This window comes from Lacticaseibacillus absianus, assembly GCF_013407595.1.
In the GTDB taxonomy this organism is placed as follows: domain Bacteria; phylum Bacillota; class Bacilli; order Lactobacillales; family Lactobacillaceae; genus Lacticaseibacillus; species Lacticaseibacillus absianus.
Map to the genome: position 1 here is coordinate 534,753 of NZ_JABEKX010000002.1, position 15,976 is coordinate 550,728.

Genomic DNA, 15,976 nt, shown 5'->3' on the forward strand with positions numbered 1-15,976 from the left:
TACGATGACCGAATACACACACGAGACTGTGCTATTGCACGAAGCGACCGACGCGCTGGCGATCCAGCCGACGGGTACATATATCGATGCCACACTCGGCCGAGGCGGGCACACCCAGCGGATCCTGGGCCAGCTGACAACGGGCCAACTCTATGCGTTCGACCAAGATCAAGCCGCGATCGACGCGGTGAGCGCCAAGCTCGGCACAACGCCGAACCTGCACCTGGTGCACACGAACTTTCGCCGTCTGCAGGCTGCACTGGCGGACTTCGGCGTGACGCAAGTGGACGGGCTTCTTTACGACCTCGGGGTCTCGTCGCCGCAGTTCGATGACTCGGCGCGAGGCTTCAGCTACCGCTTCGATGCGCCGCTTGACATGCGAATGGACCAGAGCCAGCCGCTGACCGCTAAGATCGTGGTCAACGAGTGGTCCTTCCAAGACCTCGTGCGCATCTTCAGCCGTTACGGCGAGGAAAAGTTCGCGAAGCCGATCGCCCGCCAGATCGAACGGGCGCGGGCGACGCGGCCGATCGAGACCACGTTCGAGTTGGTCGAGCTGATCAAGGCGGGGATCCCGGCCAAGGCTCGGCGCACTGGTGGCCACCCGGCCAAGCGCGTGTTCCAAGCGATCCGTATCGCGGTCAACGACGAGCTCGGGGCGCTTGAAGCATCCCTGACCCAAGCGCTTACGCTGCTGGCGCCAGGGGGGCGGCTCAGCGTGATCACCTTCCAGTCGCTTGAGGACCGGTTGGTCAAGGCGATGTTCAAGGAAGCGACGACGGTCCGGGACCTGCCGCGCGACTTGCCAGTGATCCCGGCCAGTGCGCAGCCAGACTTCCATCTGGTCGGCCGTAAGCCGATCCTGCCCAGCCAAGCCGAACTGGACGTGAACCACCGGGCCCACAGCGCCAAGCTGCGGGTGTTGGAGAAGAACCTGAAGGAGGCGGATGCCGATGATGAATGATAATACCGCGCGCCAGCTAGACCTGGCCCAGCCAGAAGTTGCGCCGACCCCGGCCCCGACCCCACAGGCGCAGCCGACGCCGGCGGCCGCCCCCAAGCGGCGGATCGCATTCAGTCCACTGGAGCGCCTGCTGGTCTTGGCTTGTGGCCTGGCCGTCGTCGCGTTTGCCTTGTTTTACCTGATGGGTCAGCTCCAGCTGGCCGGGATCAACCGCGAGTACCAAGACGTCGCGCGGGCGACCGCCACCCAGAACCAGGCCGTCGCCGACGCCAAGCAGACGGTGGGCGAGCTCTCCAACTCCAGTCGACTGAACAACTTTGCCAAGGCTCACGGCTTCACCGTGATCGAGGGCAATATCAAGCGTGTGACGAATAAATGAAAAAGATGACCCACAAACGACAAACGAACGCGAGACACCCAGAGAAAAACCGGAAGCTCTTCGGGATCCTCCTGATGAGCCTGACGGCCTTGATCGGGCTCGGGTTCGTTTGTCGTTTTGCGTACCTTGCGTTGGGCGGGCGTAGCGATAATCAGGACTTGCAGGCCTACCGCGAGAAGCAGTATCAACGCGGCAGCGTGCTGAAGGCCAAGCGCGGGGCGATCTATGACAGCACGGGCAACGTGATCGCGGAGGACGCCAACACCTACACGGTCTTCGCGATCGTCGATAAGACCTATAAGAACGGCGACAAGAAGCTGTATGTGACAGACAAGGAGAAGGCGGCCACCGTGCTGGCGAAGTACCTGCCCCTAAGCCGGGAGAAGATCTTGGCCTACCTGAACCCGACGGCCAAAAACGCCTTTCAAGTCGAGTTTGGCCGGGCGGGCACCGGCCTATCACTGGCGATCAAGGAACAGATCGAATCCGAACACCTCAGTGGGATCAACTTCACAGACAGCCCGTCGCGGCTCTACCCGAACGGCGTTTTTGCGAGCTATACGGTTGGCCTGGTCCAGGCCAACAGCAAGGACAAGGATCAGCAGCTGGTCGGGGTGATGGGGCTTGAAAAGCAGTTCGATCAACTGCTCAAAGGGACCAACGGACACACGACCTACCAGGCGGACATGGGCAACTACCGGCTGCCGCAAGCCAAGGTCAAGACGGTCAAGGCGACTAACGGCTGTAAGGTCTACACGACGCTCAACAGCAACCTGCAGACCTACCTTGAGACCCTGATGACGAAGGTCCAGACCGAGTACCAACCCAAGGGGCTGACCGCGGTCTTGATGAACGCCAAGACCGGGGCGATCATGGCCGCCAGCTCACGCCCGACGTTCGACCCGAGCACGGGTGACGGTCTGGGGACGCTATGGCGCAACGCCTTGGTCGAAGACGGCTACGAACCGGGGTCGGTGATGAAGATCTTCACGTTGGCCACGGCGATCGACACCGGGACCTACACCCCCAACCAGTACTACAAGTCCGGCACGATGAAGGTGGCCGGCGGGACGGTCTCGGACTGGGATCCGGCGGGCTGGGGCATGATCCCGCTGAGCCAGGCGTTCCCCCGGTCGAGCAACACGGGGATGGTCAAGATCGAGCAGGCGATCGGGGTCACCAACCAGGGCAAGTACCTCAAGGCCTTCGGGTTCGGCCAGAAGACCGGCATCACCCTGCCGAGTGAAAACGCGGGGGCGTACGGCCTGACGAACGACCTGCAGCGGCTGAACATCAGCTTCGGTCAGGGGATCTCTGTGACGGCGATGCAGATCCTGCAAGGGGTCACGGCGATCACGAACAAGGGTACGATGATCCAACCGCGCATCGTTCGCAAGACGGTGGCGCCCAACGGCACGGTCACGACTTATCCGCGCCAGGTCGTCGGCCACCCAATCAAGGCCAGCACGGCCAGCGCGGTGCTGACCGAGATGAAACGGGTGGTCAGCGAGTCGTACGGGACCGGGGTGCCGTACAAGATCGACGGGGTGGACCTGGCGATGAAGACCGGGACCGCCCAGATCCCACGCGCAGACGGCAAGGGGTACATCACGGGCGGCGACGCCAACTTGCACAGCGTGTTGGCGGTCGCGCCGGCCAGTGACCCGAAGTACGTCGTCTATGTCACGCTGAAGCAGGCCCAAAAGCAAACGGCGCCGACTTCCACCATGATCAACGAGATCTTCCAGCCGCTGTTGAAACGCGCGCTCGCACTGGACGAAGGCCAGGCGGCGACAAGCGGCGATGCCGTGTTGGCCAGCGTGCCCGCGGTCACCAATGCCAGCGTCAGCGCGGCGACGAAGACGTTGACGGCGGCGAAGCTGACGGTCAGTGCGGTCGGCACTGGCAACCGGGTGGTCCAGCAGCTGCCGCTGGCGGGGTCAGCCGCCTTGGCGAACGCCCGGGTCCTGCTCCTGACGAACGGGGCGATGACAATGCCTGACGTCAGTGGCTGGTCTAAGAGCGATGTGTTAAAATTAGCCCAATTGACTGGTAAAAAATTCACGCTGAGTGGGACCGGTTATGCGACCCATCAGAGCTTGGCCGCCGGGAGTTTGCTGACGAATGCGACGGTGACGATCACGTTCAAGCAGGCCGAGTAAGTCAGGGCCCCAGTTAGGTTCGGGCGCGTGGCCCCGCCAGCGGGGCCCGATCGGCGACAAAAATGGGAGTGGAGACCGGCTCGGCCAGTGTCTCAGCTCTGCTGAAGGAGAGAATCATGCAATTCACACAGATGTTGATCCCGATGGTGGCGGCGTTTGGCCTCACGGTGATCCTGATGCCGTTGTTCATCGGCTACATGCGGATGAAGAAGGAAGGCCAGACGATCCGAGAGATCGGGCCGAAGTGGCACGCGAAGAAGAACGGCACCCCGACGATGGGCGGCTTGGTCAACACGTTGGCGATCGTGGTCGCCACGATCGCAACGGCGGCTTGGCAGCACCAGCTGAGCCTGAGCGTCTGGATCGCGCTGTTCGTCCTAGTGCTCTACGGAGCACTCGGATTCTGGGACGACTTCATCAAGGTCGCCAAGAAGCAGAACCTTGGCTTGCGGGCCTGGCAGAAGTTGCTCGGCCAGATCCTCGGGGCAGTGGTGTTCTTGGTCGCCTACTTTCACGAAGGGTTCCCCCACACGCTGGCGCTACCGGTCGTCGGTGAGCTGAATGTCGCGTGGGTCTTCGTTGCCTTCAGCATCATCTGGCTCGTCGGCTTCTCGAACGCGGTCAACCTGAGTGACGGGATCGACGGCCTGTGTGCGGGGTTGTCGGCGATCGCCTTTGCGATGTACGCGGCACTGGCGGTGCGCGACGGACGGCTCGATGTCTTGATCATCTGTTTGACGGTGATCGGGGCGATGGTCGGGTTCTTCCTGTTCAACCACAAGCCCGCGCAGATCTTCATGGGGGATGTCGGTAGCCTGGCCTTAGGCGGGCTGCTGGCAGTCGTGGCCTTGTTGCTCAACCGGCCGTGGTCCCTGCTATTGATCGGGATCGTGTTCGTCGGCGAGACGGCCAGCGTGATGCTTCAGGTCTTCAGCTTCAAGGTTTTTCACCGGCGCATCTTCAAGATGTCACCGATCCACCACCACTTCGAGATGCTCGGCTGGTCTGAGTGGCGGGTCGACCTGGTCTTCTGGCTGGTCGGCCTCCTGGGTGGGGCGCTGTACCTCGTACTGTTTTAACTTAATCGGATAGAAAGAAGCGGATCAGGTTCCATGAAAGCAATCACAACTTATCAGAACAAGAAAGTCTTGGTCTTGGGTCTGGCCAAAAGTGGAGTGAACGCTGCCCGGCTCCTGCACCGACTGGGCGCGCTCGTCACGGTCAACGACAAGCAGGACTTCGAGGACAACAAGGATGCCCAGGCGCTGCTCGCCGATGGCATCAAGGTGATCACCGGTAGCCATCCCGTCGAGCTGTTGGACGAAGACTTCGAGTTGATGGTCAAGAACCCCGGCATCCCGTACAGTAACCCGATGGTGCAGCGCGCCTTGGCGCTGCATATCCCAGTCATCACGGAGCCGGAGCTGGCCTACCAGGTCTCCGACGCCAAGTGGATCGGCGTCACCGGGAGCAACGGGAAGACGACGACCACCACGCTGATCGGCCTGATGCTCAACGAAGGGGCGACGACCGGACACGCCTACGACGCCGGTAACATCGGGATCCCGGTCTCGGGTGTCGCGCAAAAAGCGACGGCGGCGGATACGATCGTGGCGGAGCTCTCCAGCTTCCAGCTGGCCGGGGCGGTGACGTTGCATCCGCATATCGCGGTGTTGACGAACATCTACGCGGCTCACTTGGATTACCACGGGGACCGCGCACACTATGTCGCCGCCAAGATGCGGATCACCCAGAATCAGACCGCCGCGGATTACTTCGTCATGAACTGGGACCTGCCGGAGATGCATGATTTGGCCAAACAGAGTCAGGCGACGATCGTGCCGTTCTCCCGGCACAACGCGCCCGGGGCGCGGGCGACCTTCGATGGCACCGATCTGTGTTTTGACGGTCAGCCGATCATGGCTGCCGCTGCGCTGCAGATCCCGGGTGAGCACAACATCGAAAACGCGCTGGCGGCGATCGCGGCGGCCAAGCTGGCCGGGGTGACCGATGACGCGATCCGCGCGGTCCTGAGCCGCTTCACCGGCGTCCGCCACCGGATCCAGTACGTCGAGACCGTTGCGGACCGCAAAGTCTACAATGACTCCAAGGCGACCAACGTTGAGGCCGCCAGCGTGGCGATCGAGGCCTTCGATCAACCGATCGTGTTGCTGGCCGGGGGGTTGGATCGGCACTTGCCGATGGATGAGTTGCTCCCGCTGATCAAACAGCACGTGCGCGCCATGATCACGTTCGGCGAAACGGCGCCGCTGCTGGAAGCGGTCGCGGCCACCGCCGGGGTGCCGGCGACGCGCACACAGGACGTGCAGACCGCGGTGCCGCTGGCCTTTGACGCCAGCCAACCGGGGGATGTGATCTTACTGTCGCCAGCGGCGGCGAGCTGGGATCAGTACCCGAACTTCGAGACCCGGGGGGACTTGTTCATCACCGCGGTCGACCAATACGCAAAGGAGCATCCCGCATGCGACTGATGATATCCGGTGGCGGCACAGGCGGCCACATCTACCCGGCCCTGGCTTTGATCCAGCGCCTGCAAGAACGCGGCGACCTCGACGCGGTGCTGTACGTGGGGACCGAGCGCGGACTGGAGTCTCGCATCGTGCCCAGCGCAGACATCCCGTTCGAGACGCTGGCGCTTCAGGGCTTCAAACGCAAGCTGACGGCGGACAACTTTCGGACGGTCGCCTTGTTCCTGGAGTCCCAGAAGAAGGCGAAGCGGCTGATCGCCGACTTCCGCCCCGACGTGGTCGTCGGCACCGGCGGGTATGTCTCCGCCGGGTTACTCTACGCGGCGACGCGCAAGCATGTGCCGACGGTGATCCACGAGCAGAACTCGGTGGCCGGGGTGACGAACAAGTTCCTCGCCCACTTCGTCGATAAGGTCGCGATCACCTTCCCGGAAGTGGCGGCGAGTTTTCCCGCCAAGAAGGTCGTGATCACCGGGAACCCCCGCGCGCAGCAGGTGGCGGGGCTCAAGCCTAACGACCGGCTCGCTGATTTTGGGCTCGACCCCCACAAGCGTACGCTGCTGATCTTCGGTGGCTCGCGCGGGGCCCCGAAGATCAACCAAGCGGCGCTCGACGCCCTGCCGGCGTTTGGCCAAGCCGATTTTCAGACGCTGTTCGTCACTGGCAATGCGAACTACGGCAAAGTCAAGCCGAGCCTGCACCAGCTGCCGGCAAACGTCAAAGTCGTGCCGTACGTCGACGACATGCCGAGCATTCTGCCGGACATCAGCCTGGTGGTCGGCCGTAGTGGGGCGACCAGCCTGGCTGAGCTGACGGCGCTTGGGTTGCCAAGCGTGTTGATCCCGAGCCCGAACGTCACGCACAACCACCAGTTCGTCAACGCCAAGGCGCTGGCGGACGCCGGGGCTGCGCTGATGATCACCGAGCCGGAGATCGACACGCACTTCGCGCAGACCATCATCGACTTGATGGATGATGATGCGCGCCTGGTCCGCATGACGCGGGCCGCTTTGGGGCTAGGGACCCCCGATGCAAGCGATCAGCTGATCGCCGTCCTTCAATCCGTGATCAAGTGAGGTGACTCCCCGTGGCCTGGACCCGCAAGCGCAACCCAACAACCAAAGACCCCTTGACGCCTTGGGAAGCGTATCAGGCGCGTCAGGCCCGGACACGGCGCCCACGCCCCCGGCTCAGTCTGCCGCAGGTCACCGAGCTGCGGCGGCACCACCGCACGCGCAATCTGATACTGGTGCTCGCCCCGCTGACCGTGCTGCTGCTGTTTTTTGGCTACATGGCCAGTCCGCTGGCGAAGGTACAAGAGGTCAGCGTCACCGGCACCAAGAACCTGCCGATCCAGACGGTGATCGACGCCAGCCAGCTCGGGGCGACCGACACGATCCCTGGGGTCTTGATGGCCCGCCAGCAGCGCTTAGCCCAGATCAAGGCAACAGTGCCGGAGGTTCGCACGATCAGCTTGTGGGTGACGCGCCTGAATCACGTCACCCTGGCGGTCAAGGAGTACATCCCGATGGGGTACGTCTTGACCAAGGGGCGCTACCACATGATCCTCGAGAACGGCACGATCATGGCGACAAGCTCGACGACACCGGTCGATAACTACCCGGTGCTGACCGACTTCGGGGCGCGCGACGCGGCGACAATGGCGCGGGCCATCCGGCAGTTCCCGTCGGCGGTCCGGCGAACGATCAGCGAGGTCCGCGCGACACGCGGTGGGAGCAACCCGTACCAGATCACCATGACGATGACCGACGGCAACACCGTGGTCGCTGACAGCCGGACCGTGGCGAAGAAGATCAGCTACTACCCGGCGATCGTGGCCCAGGTGAAGAAGCGGGGAACGATCGACCTGGAAGTGGGCGCGTATTTCACGCCTTACACGAAGTGACGCGCAAAATCCACAAAATTTGATTAGGTTTAGCGAATAGACGGGGTACAGACACAGGGCCCCTGTGGTAGAATTAAACCAGTATTACGTTTTCATTCGATAAATAATGTAAAAAGACAAGGAGGTTCCGTCGTCATGGAAAATCGAGGGCTATACGTAGGACTTGATATCGGGACCACCTCAATAAAAGTGATTGTTGCCGAGTCTGTACAAGGCCAACTGAACATTATTGGTGTGGGCAGTCAACGGTCCGAGGGGTTATCCCGCGGCGTGATCGTTGATATTGACAAAGTGGCCGGTGCGATCCAGCGCGCCGTGGCCCAAGCGGAAGAAAAAGCCGCGATCAAAATTGAGGCGGTCGTCGCTGGCGTCCCGGCGAACATGTTGCAGATCGAATCGGTCAGCGGCATGATCGCAGTCGGCGACCAGAGCAAGGAGATCACCGATACGGATGTCCAATCTGTGGCGGCGGCGGCCTTGGTGCGGAACCTGCCACCGGAGCGCGAGAGCCTGACGCTGGTGCCGACGGAATTCATCGTCGATGGCTTCGACGGGATCAAGGATCCGCGCAACATGGTCGGGGTGCGCCTCGAGATGCGCGGGATCCTCTTCACCGTTCCGAAAACGGTGTTACATAACACCAAGAAGGCGATCGAAAAAGCCGGGTTGAAGATCCGCTGCATGGTCGTCGACCCACTGGCCGCCGCCCAGGTCGCGTTGAGCGACGGTGAGCAGGACTTCGGCACCGTCTTGATCGATATCGGCGGGGGGCAAGCCACCGCCAGCGTGATCCACGACCACAAGCTGAAGTTCACCGCCGTCGATCCGGAAGGCGGGGAGTACGTGACCAAAGACATCTCGGTCGTGCTCAACACGGACCTCAAGGACGCGGAGAAGCTCAAGCGCGACTACGGGACTGCCGACTCTCTGGCCGCCACGGATAACGCCTTTCCGGTCACCGTGGTCGGCAAGACCGAACCCGAGATGGTCACCGAGAAATACTTGGCGGAGATCATCGAGGCGCGCTTGACCCAGACGTTCAACCGGCTCAAGGTGGCCTTGCAACAGGCGCACGCCCTGGAGCTGCCCGGTGGGATCGTGATCACCGGGGGCACGACCGCTCTGCCTGGGACGGTGACGCTGGCGCAGGACATTTTTAACGCCGAACAAGCGCAGCCGATCCCAGTCAAGCGGTTCGTCCCAGACGAGATGGGGCTGCGGCACCCGGCGTTCACCCAGGCCCTCGGGCTGATCACCTACGCCGCCCAGATGACAGACATCGACGCCCTTGTGGCCAGCGTGCTGCCGACCCCTGTCGTGCACCAGCCGAAGCAGGCGGCGCCGACCCCGACTAAAGTCCCAAGCGCCCCGCGCGCAGGCGCAGAAGCCGAAGACGCCCCGACGGAGAAAAAGCCGGGCCTGCTTCACCGCTTCTTCGATACTTTCTTCGAATAAACCTAGGAGGAACGACAATGGAATTCTCACTTGATGCACAAAATGATACTGGCGCGGTGATCAAAGTTATCGGGGTCGGCGGCGCCGGCGGCAACGCCGTCAACCGGATGATCGCAGAGGACGTGAAGGGCGTGGAGTTCATCGCCGCCAACACGGACGTGCAGGCGCTCGCGAACTCGAACGCAGAGACCAAGATCCAGATCGGCCCCAAGCTGACGCGCGGCCTCGGCGCCGGCGCAACGGCGGATATCGGCCAAAAAGCGGCGGAGGAGTCCGAAGAAGCGATTCAGCAGGCGCTGACCGGCGCGGACATGATCTTTGTCACCTGCGGGATGGGAGGCGGCACCGGGACCGGGGCGGCCCCGGTCGTGGCGAAGATCGCCAAGGACCTCGGTGCCCTGACCGTCGGCGTCGTGACGCGCCCGTTCACCTTCGAAGGACCAAAGCGCGCGAAGAACGCCAGCGAGGGGATCGCTCAGCTCAAGGAGGTCGTGGACACACTGGTGATCATCGCCAACAACCGCCTGCTTGAGATCGTCGACAAGAAGACCCCGATGCTTGAGGCCTTCCATGCGGCGGATAACGTGCTGCGTCAAGGGGTCCAAGGGATCTCCGATCTGATCACGAGCCCTGGCTATGTCAACTTGGACTTCGCTGACGTGAAGACCGTGATGGCGAACCAGGGGTCGGCGTTGATGGGGATCGGCGCGGCGACCGGTGAGAACCGGACCATCGAGGCGACCAAGAAAGCGATCTCCAGCCCGCTACTGGAAGTGTCCATCGACGGGGCCAAGCAGGTGCTGCTGAACATCACCGGCGGGCCAGACCTGTCCTTGTTCGAAGCGCAAGACGCCAGCGAGATCGTTGCACAGGCGGCGACCAGCGACGTCAACATCATCTTCGGGACCTCGATCAACTCGGACCTGGGGGATGAAGTGGTCGTGACGGTGATCGCGACCGGGATCGACGAAGCGCAAGTCAAGCCTGCCCGTAGTGGCCGCGGCGAGACCAGCCGGCCGGCGACCCCGGCCAAGCCAGCCGCCAAGACCACCGACGATCCGTTCGGTGACGATTGGGACCTGCGGCGCGAGCCGAGCCAGCGGCCAGCGGCGTCTGACGCCAAGCTCGACAAGGCGGAGAAGAAGGAATTCGACATCTTCGAAAGCCAGCCGGATCAGGCGGATCCAGACAAGGGTGACGAGCAACCGCCATTCTTCCGCTTCCGTCGTCAGTAAGCGAGCCGACAACCCCTTGAGGAGGTGTGCGAATGGCATTTGACAAGCTTTCAAGCAAATTCAATCAATTCTTTGCCATGGATCCAGAAGACGACGCGCCGTTCGAGTCGGCCCCGCAACCGACTCAAGCCGCGCCGGCCCAACCTGCTCAACCGCAGGCGAAGCAGACGCCATTCCGAGGAAATAAGGTGGTCTCGATGAGCGAACCGACGAACAAAACGGCGAAGATCGTGGTTTACGAACCACGGATCTATTCCGACGCCAAAGAGATCGGCAACCACTTGCTGAACAACAAGGCGGTCGTGGTCAACTTTGACCGGATCGACCCGGATTCGGCGACCCGGATCGTGGATTTTCTCACGGGGACCGTATTTGCCATCAACGGCGAGATCAAGCGCATCGGTGAGATGATCTTCTTGGTCACACCGGCGAACTTCCAGATCGATGGGAGCCTGGCCGCCACACTGGGCGTCGACGCCGATGTCGACCTGACGAACTGAGCGAGGTGGACGCATGATCAACGTATTGAGCGTCACTTATGACGTGTTGAACTGGGCGTTGTACCTGTACATGGTGGCGATCGCGGTGTACATCCTGATGACCTGGTTTCCTGGGGCCTTGGACTCCAAGCTTGGCCAGTTGCTCGGGCGGATCGTCGAGCCGTTCTTGAATCTGTTTCGCTTCATTCCGCCGCTCTTTGGGCTGGATTTCTCGCCGATCCTCGCCTTTTTGGTCCTGAGCTTCGTGCAAGAAGGCCTGCAGCGGCTGTTCTGGGCACTGATCGGGGCGATGCTCTGATGGACGCAATCTATCAGCACTTTCGCAAGGAAGAAGGCCCGCTGATCGACGCCTTGGCGGAGCGCATCGGTCAGGCTGCGACGGAGTACCGCCCGGTCCTGACCGATTTTTTGGACCCGCGGCAGTGGTACATCGCTCAGACCCTGTGCGGCGCGCACGGCGAGGTGCGGGCCCATGCGTTTGGCGGCTGGCCGGACGCGGAGCGGGTGCGGGTCTTGTTCGCCCCGGATTATTTTGAGCCGCAGCCGGAAGACTTCGAGCTGGCCGCTTTAGAGATCAAGTACCCGACCAAGTTCGCCGACTTGACGCACAGTCAGGTCCTCGGGACACTCGCCAACAGTGGCATCGACCGTGCGCAGTTCGGGGATATCGTCACCGACGGCGTGCACTGGCAGACGTTCACGACGCGGACGATGAGTGAGTGGGTGCAGGCCAATGTGGATCACGTCGGCCGAATCGGCGTGCGCCTCGAGCCGATCGCGCTGGATGCGGTGGTGCGGCCGACCAACGATTGGGAACAAGCACAGCTCACCATGACGAGCGTGCGCTTGGACAGCCTGGTCGGCCACACCTTCAACGTCTCGCGGGCCCGGGCTAAGGCCCTGATCGAGGGGCAAAAAGTCCGGCTGAACTTCGCTGTCAGCACTGCGCCGGACCTGATGGTCGGCGTGGCAGACATCGTCTCCGTGCGCGGTTTCGGGCGCGTGCGCGTGACCGCGTTGTTGGGCGAGACCAAGAAGGGCAAACAGCGCGTCGACATCGACGTGATACACAAATAAGGCGGCGCAGGCGCGCTGGTCTAAGGAGGAACTAGACATGGCATTGAGCCCATTGGACATTCACAACAAGGAATTTGACGCCCGGATGCGCGGGTACGACAAGGATCAGGTCAATGATTTTCTGGCCCAGATCATCAAGGACTACAGCGCGGCGATCAAGAAGAACGAGGAACTGGAGAAGTCGCTCAGCGAGACCGAGGAGAAGATCAAGTACTTCACGGACCTCAAGGACGCCCTGAACCAGTCGATCATCGTCGCCCAAGAAGCCGCCGACAAGGTCAAGAAGAACGCGGATCAAGAAGCGGACCTCATCACCCAGCAGGCCGAGAAGAACGCGCAGAACTTGCTGACGGATGCGACTGATAAGGCCAACCACATCCTTGGCGACGCGACGGAGAAGGCCAAGACGATCAACGTTCAGACCGAGGACTTGAAGCGTCAGACGCGGGTCTTCCGCCAGCGCCTGCAAGTCATGCTGGAGAGCCAACTGGAAGTCGTCAAGAGCCCTGAATGGAAGGAACTGCTGGCCAGCTCGCAAGAGGCGCCAGAGTACCTCGACCCGGCGCAAGTCGAATCCGAGCTTGACAAGACCCCGGACGTTCCAGTAAACTCGGGGGCAGATGATTCTAGCGATGGGGCGACGCGCTACACGGAGATCGTGTTCCCGACGGATGACGAGGTGGCCGATGCACCGGCTGCCGAAGCGGCACCGGCGGATCTCGACCAGCCGAGCGACGCGCCGACCGACGCTGAATAAAGACGCATGAACACGCGTCCCCTCTTGGTAGTCTGAGCAAGCGACCCGAAGACGGTGAAAGTCGGGCAGACCCAAGGCGGGATATCAGTTCACAGTCGCCTGGCCGAGATGTAGGTCAGACCGGTCACCACCGTTATCGGGTCAGAGGGGTCGCTTGACGACCCGAACTTAGGTGGTACCACGAGACGCTCGTCCTAATCGGATGGGGGTCTTTTTGGTTGTTGCCAGACTGTGCTGTTGCGTGATGCGATCAAGGAGGAAACCATGAAAGTCAAAGACACACTGAACCTCGGCAAGACCGACTTCAAGATGCGCGCCGGCTTGCCGACCAAGGAGCCGGTCATGCAGGCGGCGTGGGAAGAGAACCACGTCTACGCCTTGCGCCAAAAGCTCAACGAAGGCAAACCGACCTTCGTGCTGCACGACGGGCCGCCGTTTGCCAACGGGAACATCCACATGGGCCACGCGCTCAACAAGGTGTCCAAGGACATCATCGTGCGCTACAAGTCGATGAACGGCTTTCGTGCGCCGTACGTCCCCGGTTGGGATACCCACGGGCTGCCGATCGAGCAGCAGCTGGCGAAGAAAGGCGTCAAGCGCAAGGAGATGTCGATGGCTGACTACCGCGAGCTGTGCCGGCAGTTTGCGATGCAAGAGATCGACAAGCAGCGCATCGACTTCAAGCGCCTTGGGGTGATGGGCGACTGGGATCACCCGTACATCACCTTGCAGCCAGAATTCGAGGCCCAAGAGATCCGCGTCTTTGGGCAGATGGCCGAAAAAGGGTACATCTACCACGGCTTGAAGCCGGTCTACTGGTCCTGGTCGTCTGAATCGACCCTGGCCGAAGCCGAGATCGAGTACCACGACGTCAAGTCGCCATCGATCTACGTCGCGTTCGACGTCGTGGATGGCAAAGGCCTGATCGACACGGACACGCGCTTCATCATCTGGACCACGACACCGTGGACGATCCCGGCGAACCAAGGGATCGCGGTCAACCCGCGCTTCGAGTATGCGCAGGTGGACGCAGACGGCCAGAAGTACGTCGTCGCGAGCGAACTGCTGACCAAGATCCAGGCGACCCTTGGCTGGCAAGACGTTAAGGTGCTCAAGACCTTCAAGGGGACGGCCATGGAGAACATGACCGCCCAGCACCCGCTGTATGACCGGACGAGCCTTGTGATCCTCGGCGACCACGTGACGCTAGACGCGGGGACCGGGTTGGTCCACACGGCGCCTGGACACGGGGAAGATGACTACAAGGCGGGCATGAAATACGGGCTGCCGGTGATGTCTGTGGTCGATGAGAAGGGCTTCATGAACGAAGACGCCCCAGGCTTCACCGGGACGTTCTATGACAAGGCTAACCCGATGGTGACAGAGGCCCTGACGGCCAAGGGCGCCTTGCTCAAGCTCGATTTCTTCACCCACAGTTACCCGCACGACTGGCGGACCAAGAAGCCGGTGATCTTCCGGGCCACAACGCAGTGGTTCGCCAGCGTCGACGCGTTTCGGGCGCAGATCCTGGATGCGATCGATCACGTCGCCTTCACCCCGGAATGGGGCAAGACCCGTCTGTACAACATGATCCGCGACCGCGGCGACTGGGTGATCTCCCGCCAGCGCGCCTGGGGCGTACCACTGCCGATCTTCTACGCGGAAGACGGCACCCCGATCATCGAAAAAGCGACGATCGACCATGTCGCCGACTTGTTCGGTGAATTCGGCTCCATCGTCTGGTCCCAGCGTGAGGCCAAGGACCTGTTGCCTGCCGGTTACACCAACGAACACTCCCCGCACGGTGAGTTCACCAAGGAGACTGACATCATGGATGTCTGGTTCGATTCGGGGTCGAGTTGGGCCGGAGTGTGTGAGGCACGGCCAGAGCTGACTTACCCGGCGGATCTGTACCTCGAAGGGTCCGACCAGTACCGCGGGTGGTTCAACTCTAGCTTGATCACCAGCGTCGCTGCGCACGGTCACGCGCCGTATAAGCAGATCCTCTCCCAGGGTTTCACCTTGGACGGGGAAGGGCGCAAGATGTCCAAGTCGCTGGGCAACACGATCGTGCCGGAGACGGTCGAAAAGCAGTACGGGGCGGAGATCATCCGGCTGTGGGTCTCCACGGTCGACTCGAGTTCTGACGTGCGCGTCTCGATGGATAACTTCGCGCAGATCTCCGAAGCCTACCGTAAGATCCGCAACACGTTGCGGTTCATGATCGCGAACACCAGCGACTTCGATCCGGCGACGGATGCGGTCGCCTATGCCGATCTCGGCAGCGTCGACCAGTATCTGACCGTCCGCTTGAACCAGGTGATCGCCACGGTCAAGGCGGCCTACGACAAGTATGACTTTGCGACGGTCGAAAAAACGATTTCCGGCTTTTTGGTCAACGAGCTCTCGGCGTTCTACCTCGATTTTGCCAAGGACGTGGTCTATATCGAAGGCGCGACCAGCCTGCCTCGCCGCCGGATGCAGACCGTGATGTTCGACGCGCTGCTCACGCTGACGCAGCTGTTGACACCGATCCTGCCGCACACCGCCGAGGAGGTCTGGCCGTACCTGCACCAAAGCGTCGACTACGCGGCGCTGAGTGATCTGCCGGACGCGCAGCACTTCCCAGATCAAGCTGCACTGCTTGACCAGTGGGCCGCCTTCATGCACCTGCGCGCAGAGGTGCAAAAGGCGCTGGAGCTGGCGCGTGACGCCAAGGTGATCGGTAAGTCGCTGGAAGCGCATGTCACCGTGTACCCGACCCAAGCGGTCGCGGACCTGCTGGCGGGGCTTGATGCCAATGTCGCACAGCTGATGATCACCAGTGCCTTCACCGTTGCGGCGGTGGATGCGCCGAAGCCAGCGGACGCGGTCGCCTTCGAGGACGTCGCGGTGCACGTTGACCACGCGACCGGCGCGGTCTGCGACCGGTGCCGGATGACGACGCCGACCGTTGGGGCTGACGCTCACTTCCCGACGCTGTGTGCCCGGTGTGCGGCGATCGTCACCGCGAATTTCCCAGAAGCCGTCGCTGACGGCTTCGAGGCTTAAG

General features: G+C 61.9%; 13 protein-coding genes and 1 pseudogene. All 14 read left to right on the forward strand.

The window, feature by feature from the left end:
• Positions 1 to 4: 4 nt before the first annotated feature.
• The 14 genes and pseudogenes from rsmH to ileS all read left to right on the forward strand — a co-directional run bounded on the left by rsmH (position 5) and on the right by ileS (position 15,975).
• Positions 5 to 964: a 16S rRNA (cytosine(1402)-N(4))-methyltransferase RsmH gene (gene rsmH, locus HII33_RS07910; protein WP_179395262.1), complete on the forward strand. Its 960-nt coding sequence runs from the start codon at positions 5 to 7 to the stop codon at positions 962 to 964.
• Complete coding sequence (ftsL2, locus tag HII33_RS13810; RefSeq protein ID WP_246287348.1) at positions 954 to 1,343, forward strand: cell division protein FtsL; 390 nt, start codon at positions 954 to 956, stop codon at positions 1,341 to 1,343. The genes rsmH and ftsL2 overlap by 11 nt, the downstream gene beginning before the upstream one ends.
• Positions 1,340 to 3,505 carry a penicillin-binding protein gene (locus HII33_RS07920; RefSeq protein WP_179395263.1) on the forward strand — a complete coding sequence of 722 codons (2,166 nt, stop codon included), beginning with the start codon at positions 1,340 to 1,342 and terminating at the stop codon, positions 3,503 to 3,505. The genes ftsL2 and HII33_RS07920 overlap by 4 nt, the downstream gene beginning before the upstream one ends.
• Positions 3,506 to 3,621: 116 nt before the next feature.
• Positions 3,622 to 4,584 (forward strand): phospho-N-acetylmuramoyl-pentapeptide-transferase, encoded by a 963-nt coding sequence (gene mraY, locus HII33_RS07925; protein ID WP_179395264.1) that lies wholly within the window; start codon positions 3,622 to 3,624, stop codon positions 4,582 to 4,584.
• Between the two features lie 33 nt (positions 4,585 to 4,617).
• Positions 4,618 to 5,997 carry a UDP-N-acetylmuramoyl-L-alanine--D-glutamate ligase gene (gene murD, locus HII33_RS07930; protein WP_179395265.1) on the forward strand — a complete coding sequence of 460 codons (1,380 nt, stop codon included), beginning with the start codon at positions 4,618 to 4,620 and terminating at the stop codon, positions 5,995 to 5,997.
• Positions 5,988 to 7,070, forward strand: coding sequence for an undecaprenyldiphospho-muramoylpentapeptide beta-N-acetylglucosaminyltransferase (gene murG / locus HII33_RS07935; RefSeq protein WP_179395266.1), 1,083 nt, complete (start codon positions 5,988 to 5,990; stop codon positions 7,068 to 7,070). Before murD ends, murG begins: the two co-directional genes overlap by 10 nt.
• An 11-nt stretch (positions 7,071 to 7,081) precedes the next feature.
• Complete coding sequence (locus HII33_RS07940; RefSeq protein ID WP_179395267.1) at positions 7,082 to 7,900, forward strand: cell division protein FtsQ/DivIB; 819 nt, start codon at positions 7,082 to 7,084, stop codon at positions 7,898 to 7,900.
• A gap of 135 nt (positions 7,901 to 8,035) precedes the next feature.
• Entirely contained in the window at positions 8,036 to 9,355 is a 1,320-nt protein-coding gene (gene ftsA, locus HII33_RS07945; protein WP_179395268.1) for a cell division protein FtsA, read from the forward strand.
• A gap of 17 nt (positions 9,356 to 9,372) precedes the next feature.
• Positions 9,373 to 10,326 (forward strand): annotated as a pseudogene (ftsZ, locus tag HII33_RS07950) (cell division protein FtsZ); the annotation flags it as partial.
• A gap of 296 nt (positions 10,327 to 10,622) precedes the next feature.
• Complete coding sequence (locus tag HII33_RS07955; protein ID WP_179395270.1) at positions 10,623 to 11,090, forward strand: cell division protein SepF; 468 nt, start codon at positions 10,623 to 10,625, stop codon at positions 11,088 to 11,090.
• A gap of 13 nt (positions 11,091 to 11,103) precedes the next feature.
• Positions 11,104 to 11,388 (forward strand): YggT family protein, encoded by a 285-nt coding sequence (locus tag HII33_RS07960; RefSeq protein ID WP_179395271.1) that lies wholly within the window; start codon positions 11,104 to 11,106, stop codon positions 11,386 to 11,388.
• On the forward strand, positions 11,388 to 12,167 hold the full coding sequence (locus HII33_RS07965) for a YlmH family RNA-binding protein (RefSeq protein WP_179395272.1): 780 nt from the start codon (positions 11,388 to 11,390) through the stop codon (positions 12,165 to 12,167). Before HII33_RS07960 ends, HII33_RS07965 begins: the two co-directional genes overlap by 1 nt.
• 37 nt (positions 12,168 to 12,204) lie before the next feature.
• Positions 12,205 to 12,924: a DivIVA domain-containing protein gene (locus HII33_RS07970; RefSeq protein ID WP_179395273.1), complete on the forward strand. Its 720-nt coding sequence runs from the start codon at positions 12,205 to 12,207 to the stop codon at positions 12,922 to 12,924.
• 264 nt (positions 12,925 to 13,188) lie between these two features.
• A complete protein-coding gene (gene ileS / locus HII33_RS07975) occupies positions 13,189 to 15,975 on the forward strand; it encodes an isoleucine--tRNA ligase (protein ID WP_179395274.1) in 2,787 nt (928 codons plus the stop codon).
• The last annotated feature ends 1 nt before the right edge of the window (position 15,976 follow it).

What these genes read in the sequence shown, in the direction of transcription:
- rsmH (WP_179395262.1), top strand. Translation starts at nt 5, where the DNA reads ATGACCGAATACACACACGAGACTGTGCTATTGCACGAAGCGACCGAC.
- HII33_RS07920 (WP_179395263.1), top strand. Translation starts at nt 1,340, where the DNA reads ATGAAAAAGATGACCCACAAACGACAAACGAACGCGAGACACCCAGAG.
- HII33_RS07970 (WP_179395273.1), top strand. Translation starts at nt 12,205, where the DNA reads ATGGCATTGAGCCCATTGGACATTCACAACAAGGAATTTGACGCCCGG.
- murD (WP_179395265.1), top strand. Translation starts at nt 4,618, where the DNA reads ATGAAAGCAATCACAACTTATCAGAACAAGAAAGTCTTGGTCTTGGGT.
- mraY (WP_179395264.1), top strand. Translation starts at nt 3,622, where the DNA reads ATGCAATTCACACAGATGTTGATCCCGATGGTGGCGGCGTTTGGCCTC.
- HII33_RS07965 (WP_179395272.1), top strand. Translation starts at nt 11,388, where the DNA reads ATGGACGCAATCTATCAGCACTTTCGCAAGGAAGAAGGCCCGCTGATC.
- ftsA (WP_179395268.1), top strand. Translation starts at nt 8,036, where the DNA reads ATGGAAAATCGAGGGCTATACGTAGGACTTGATATCGGGACCACCTCA.
- murG (WP_179395266.1), top strand. Translation starts at nt 5,988, where the DNA reads ATGCGACTGATGATATCCGGTGGCGGCACAGGCGGCCACATCTACCCG.
- ftsL2 (WP_246287348.1), top strand. Translation starts at nt 954, where the DNA reads ATGATGAATGATAATACCGCGCGCCAGCTAGACCTGGCCCAGCCAGAA.
- HII33_RS07960 (WP_179395271.1), top strand. Translation starts at nt 11,104, where the DNA reads ATGATCAACGTATTGAGCGTCACTTATGACGTGTTGAACTGGGCGTTG.
- ileS (WP_179395274.1), top strand. Translation starts at nt 13,189, where the DNA reads ATGAAAGTCAAAGACACACTGAACCTCGGCAAGACCGACTTCAAGATG.
- HII33_RS07955 (WP_179395270.1), top strand. Translation starts at nt 10,623, where the DNA reads ATGGCATTTGACAAGCTTTCAAGCAAATTCAATCAATTCTTTGCCATG.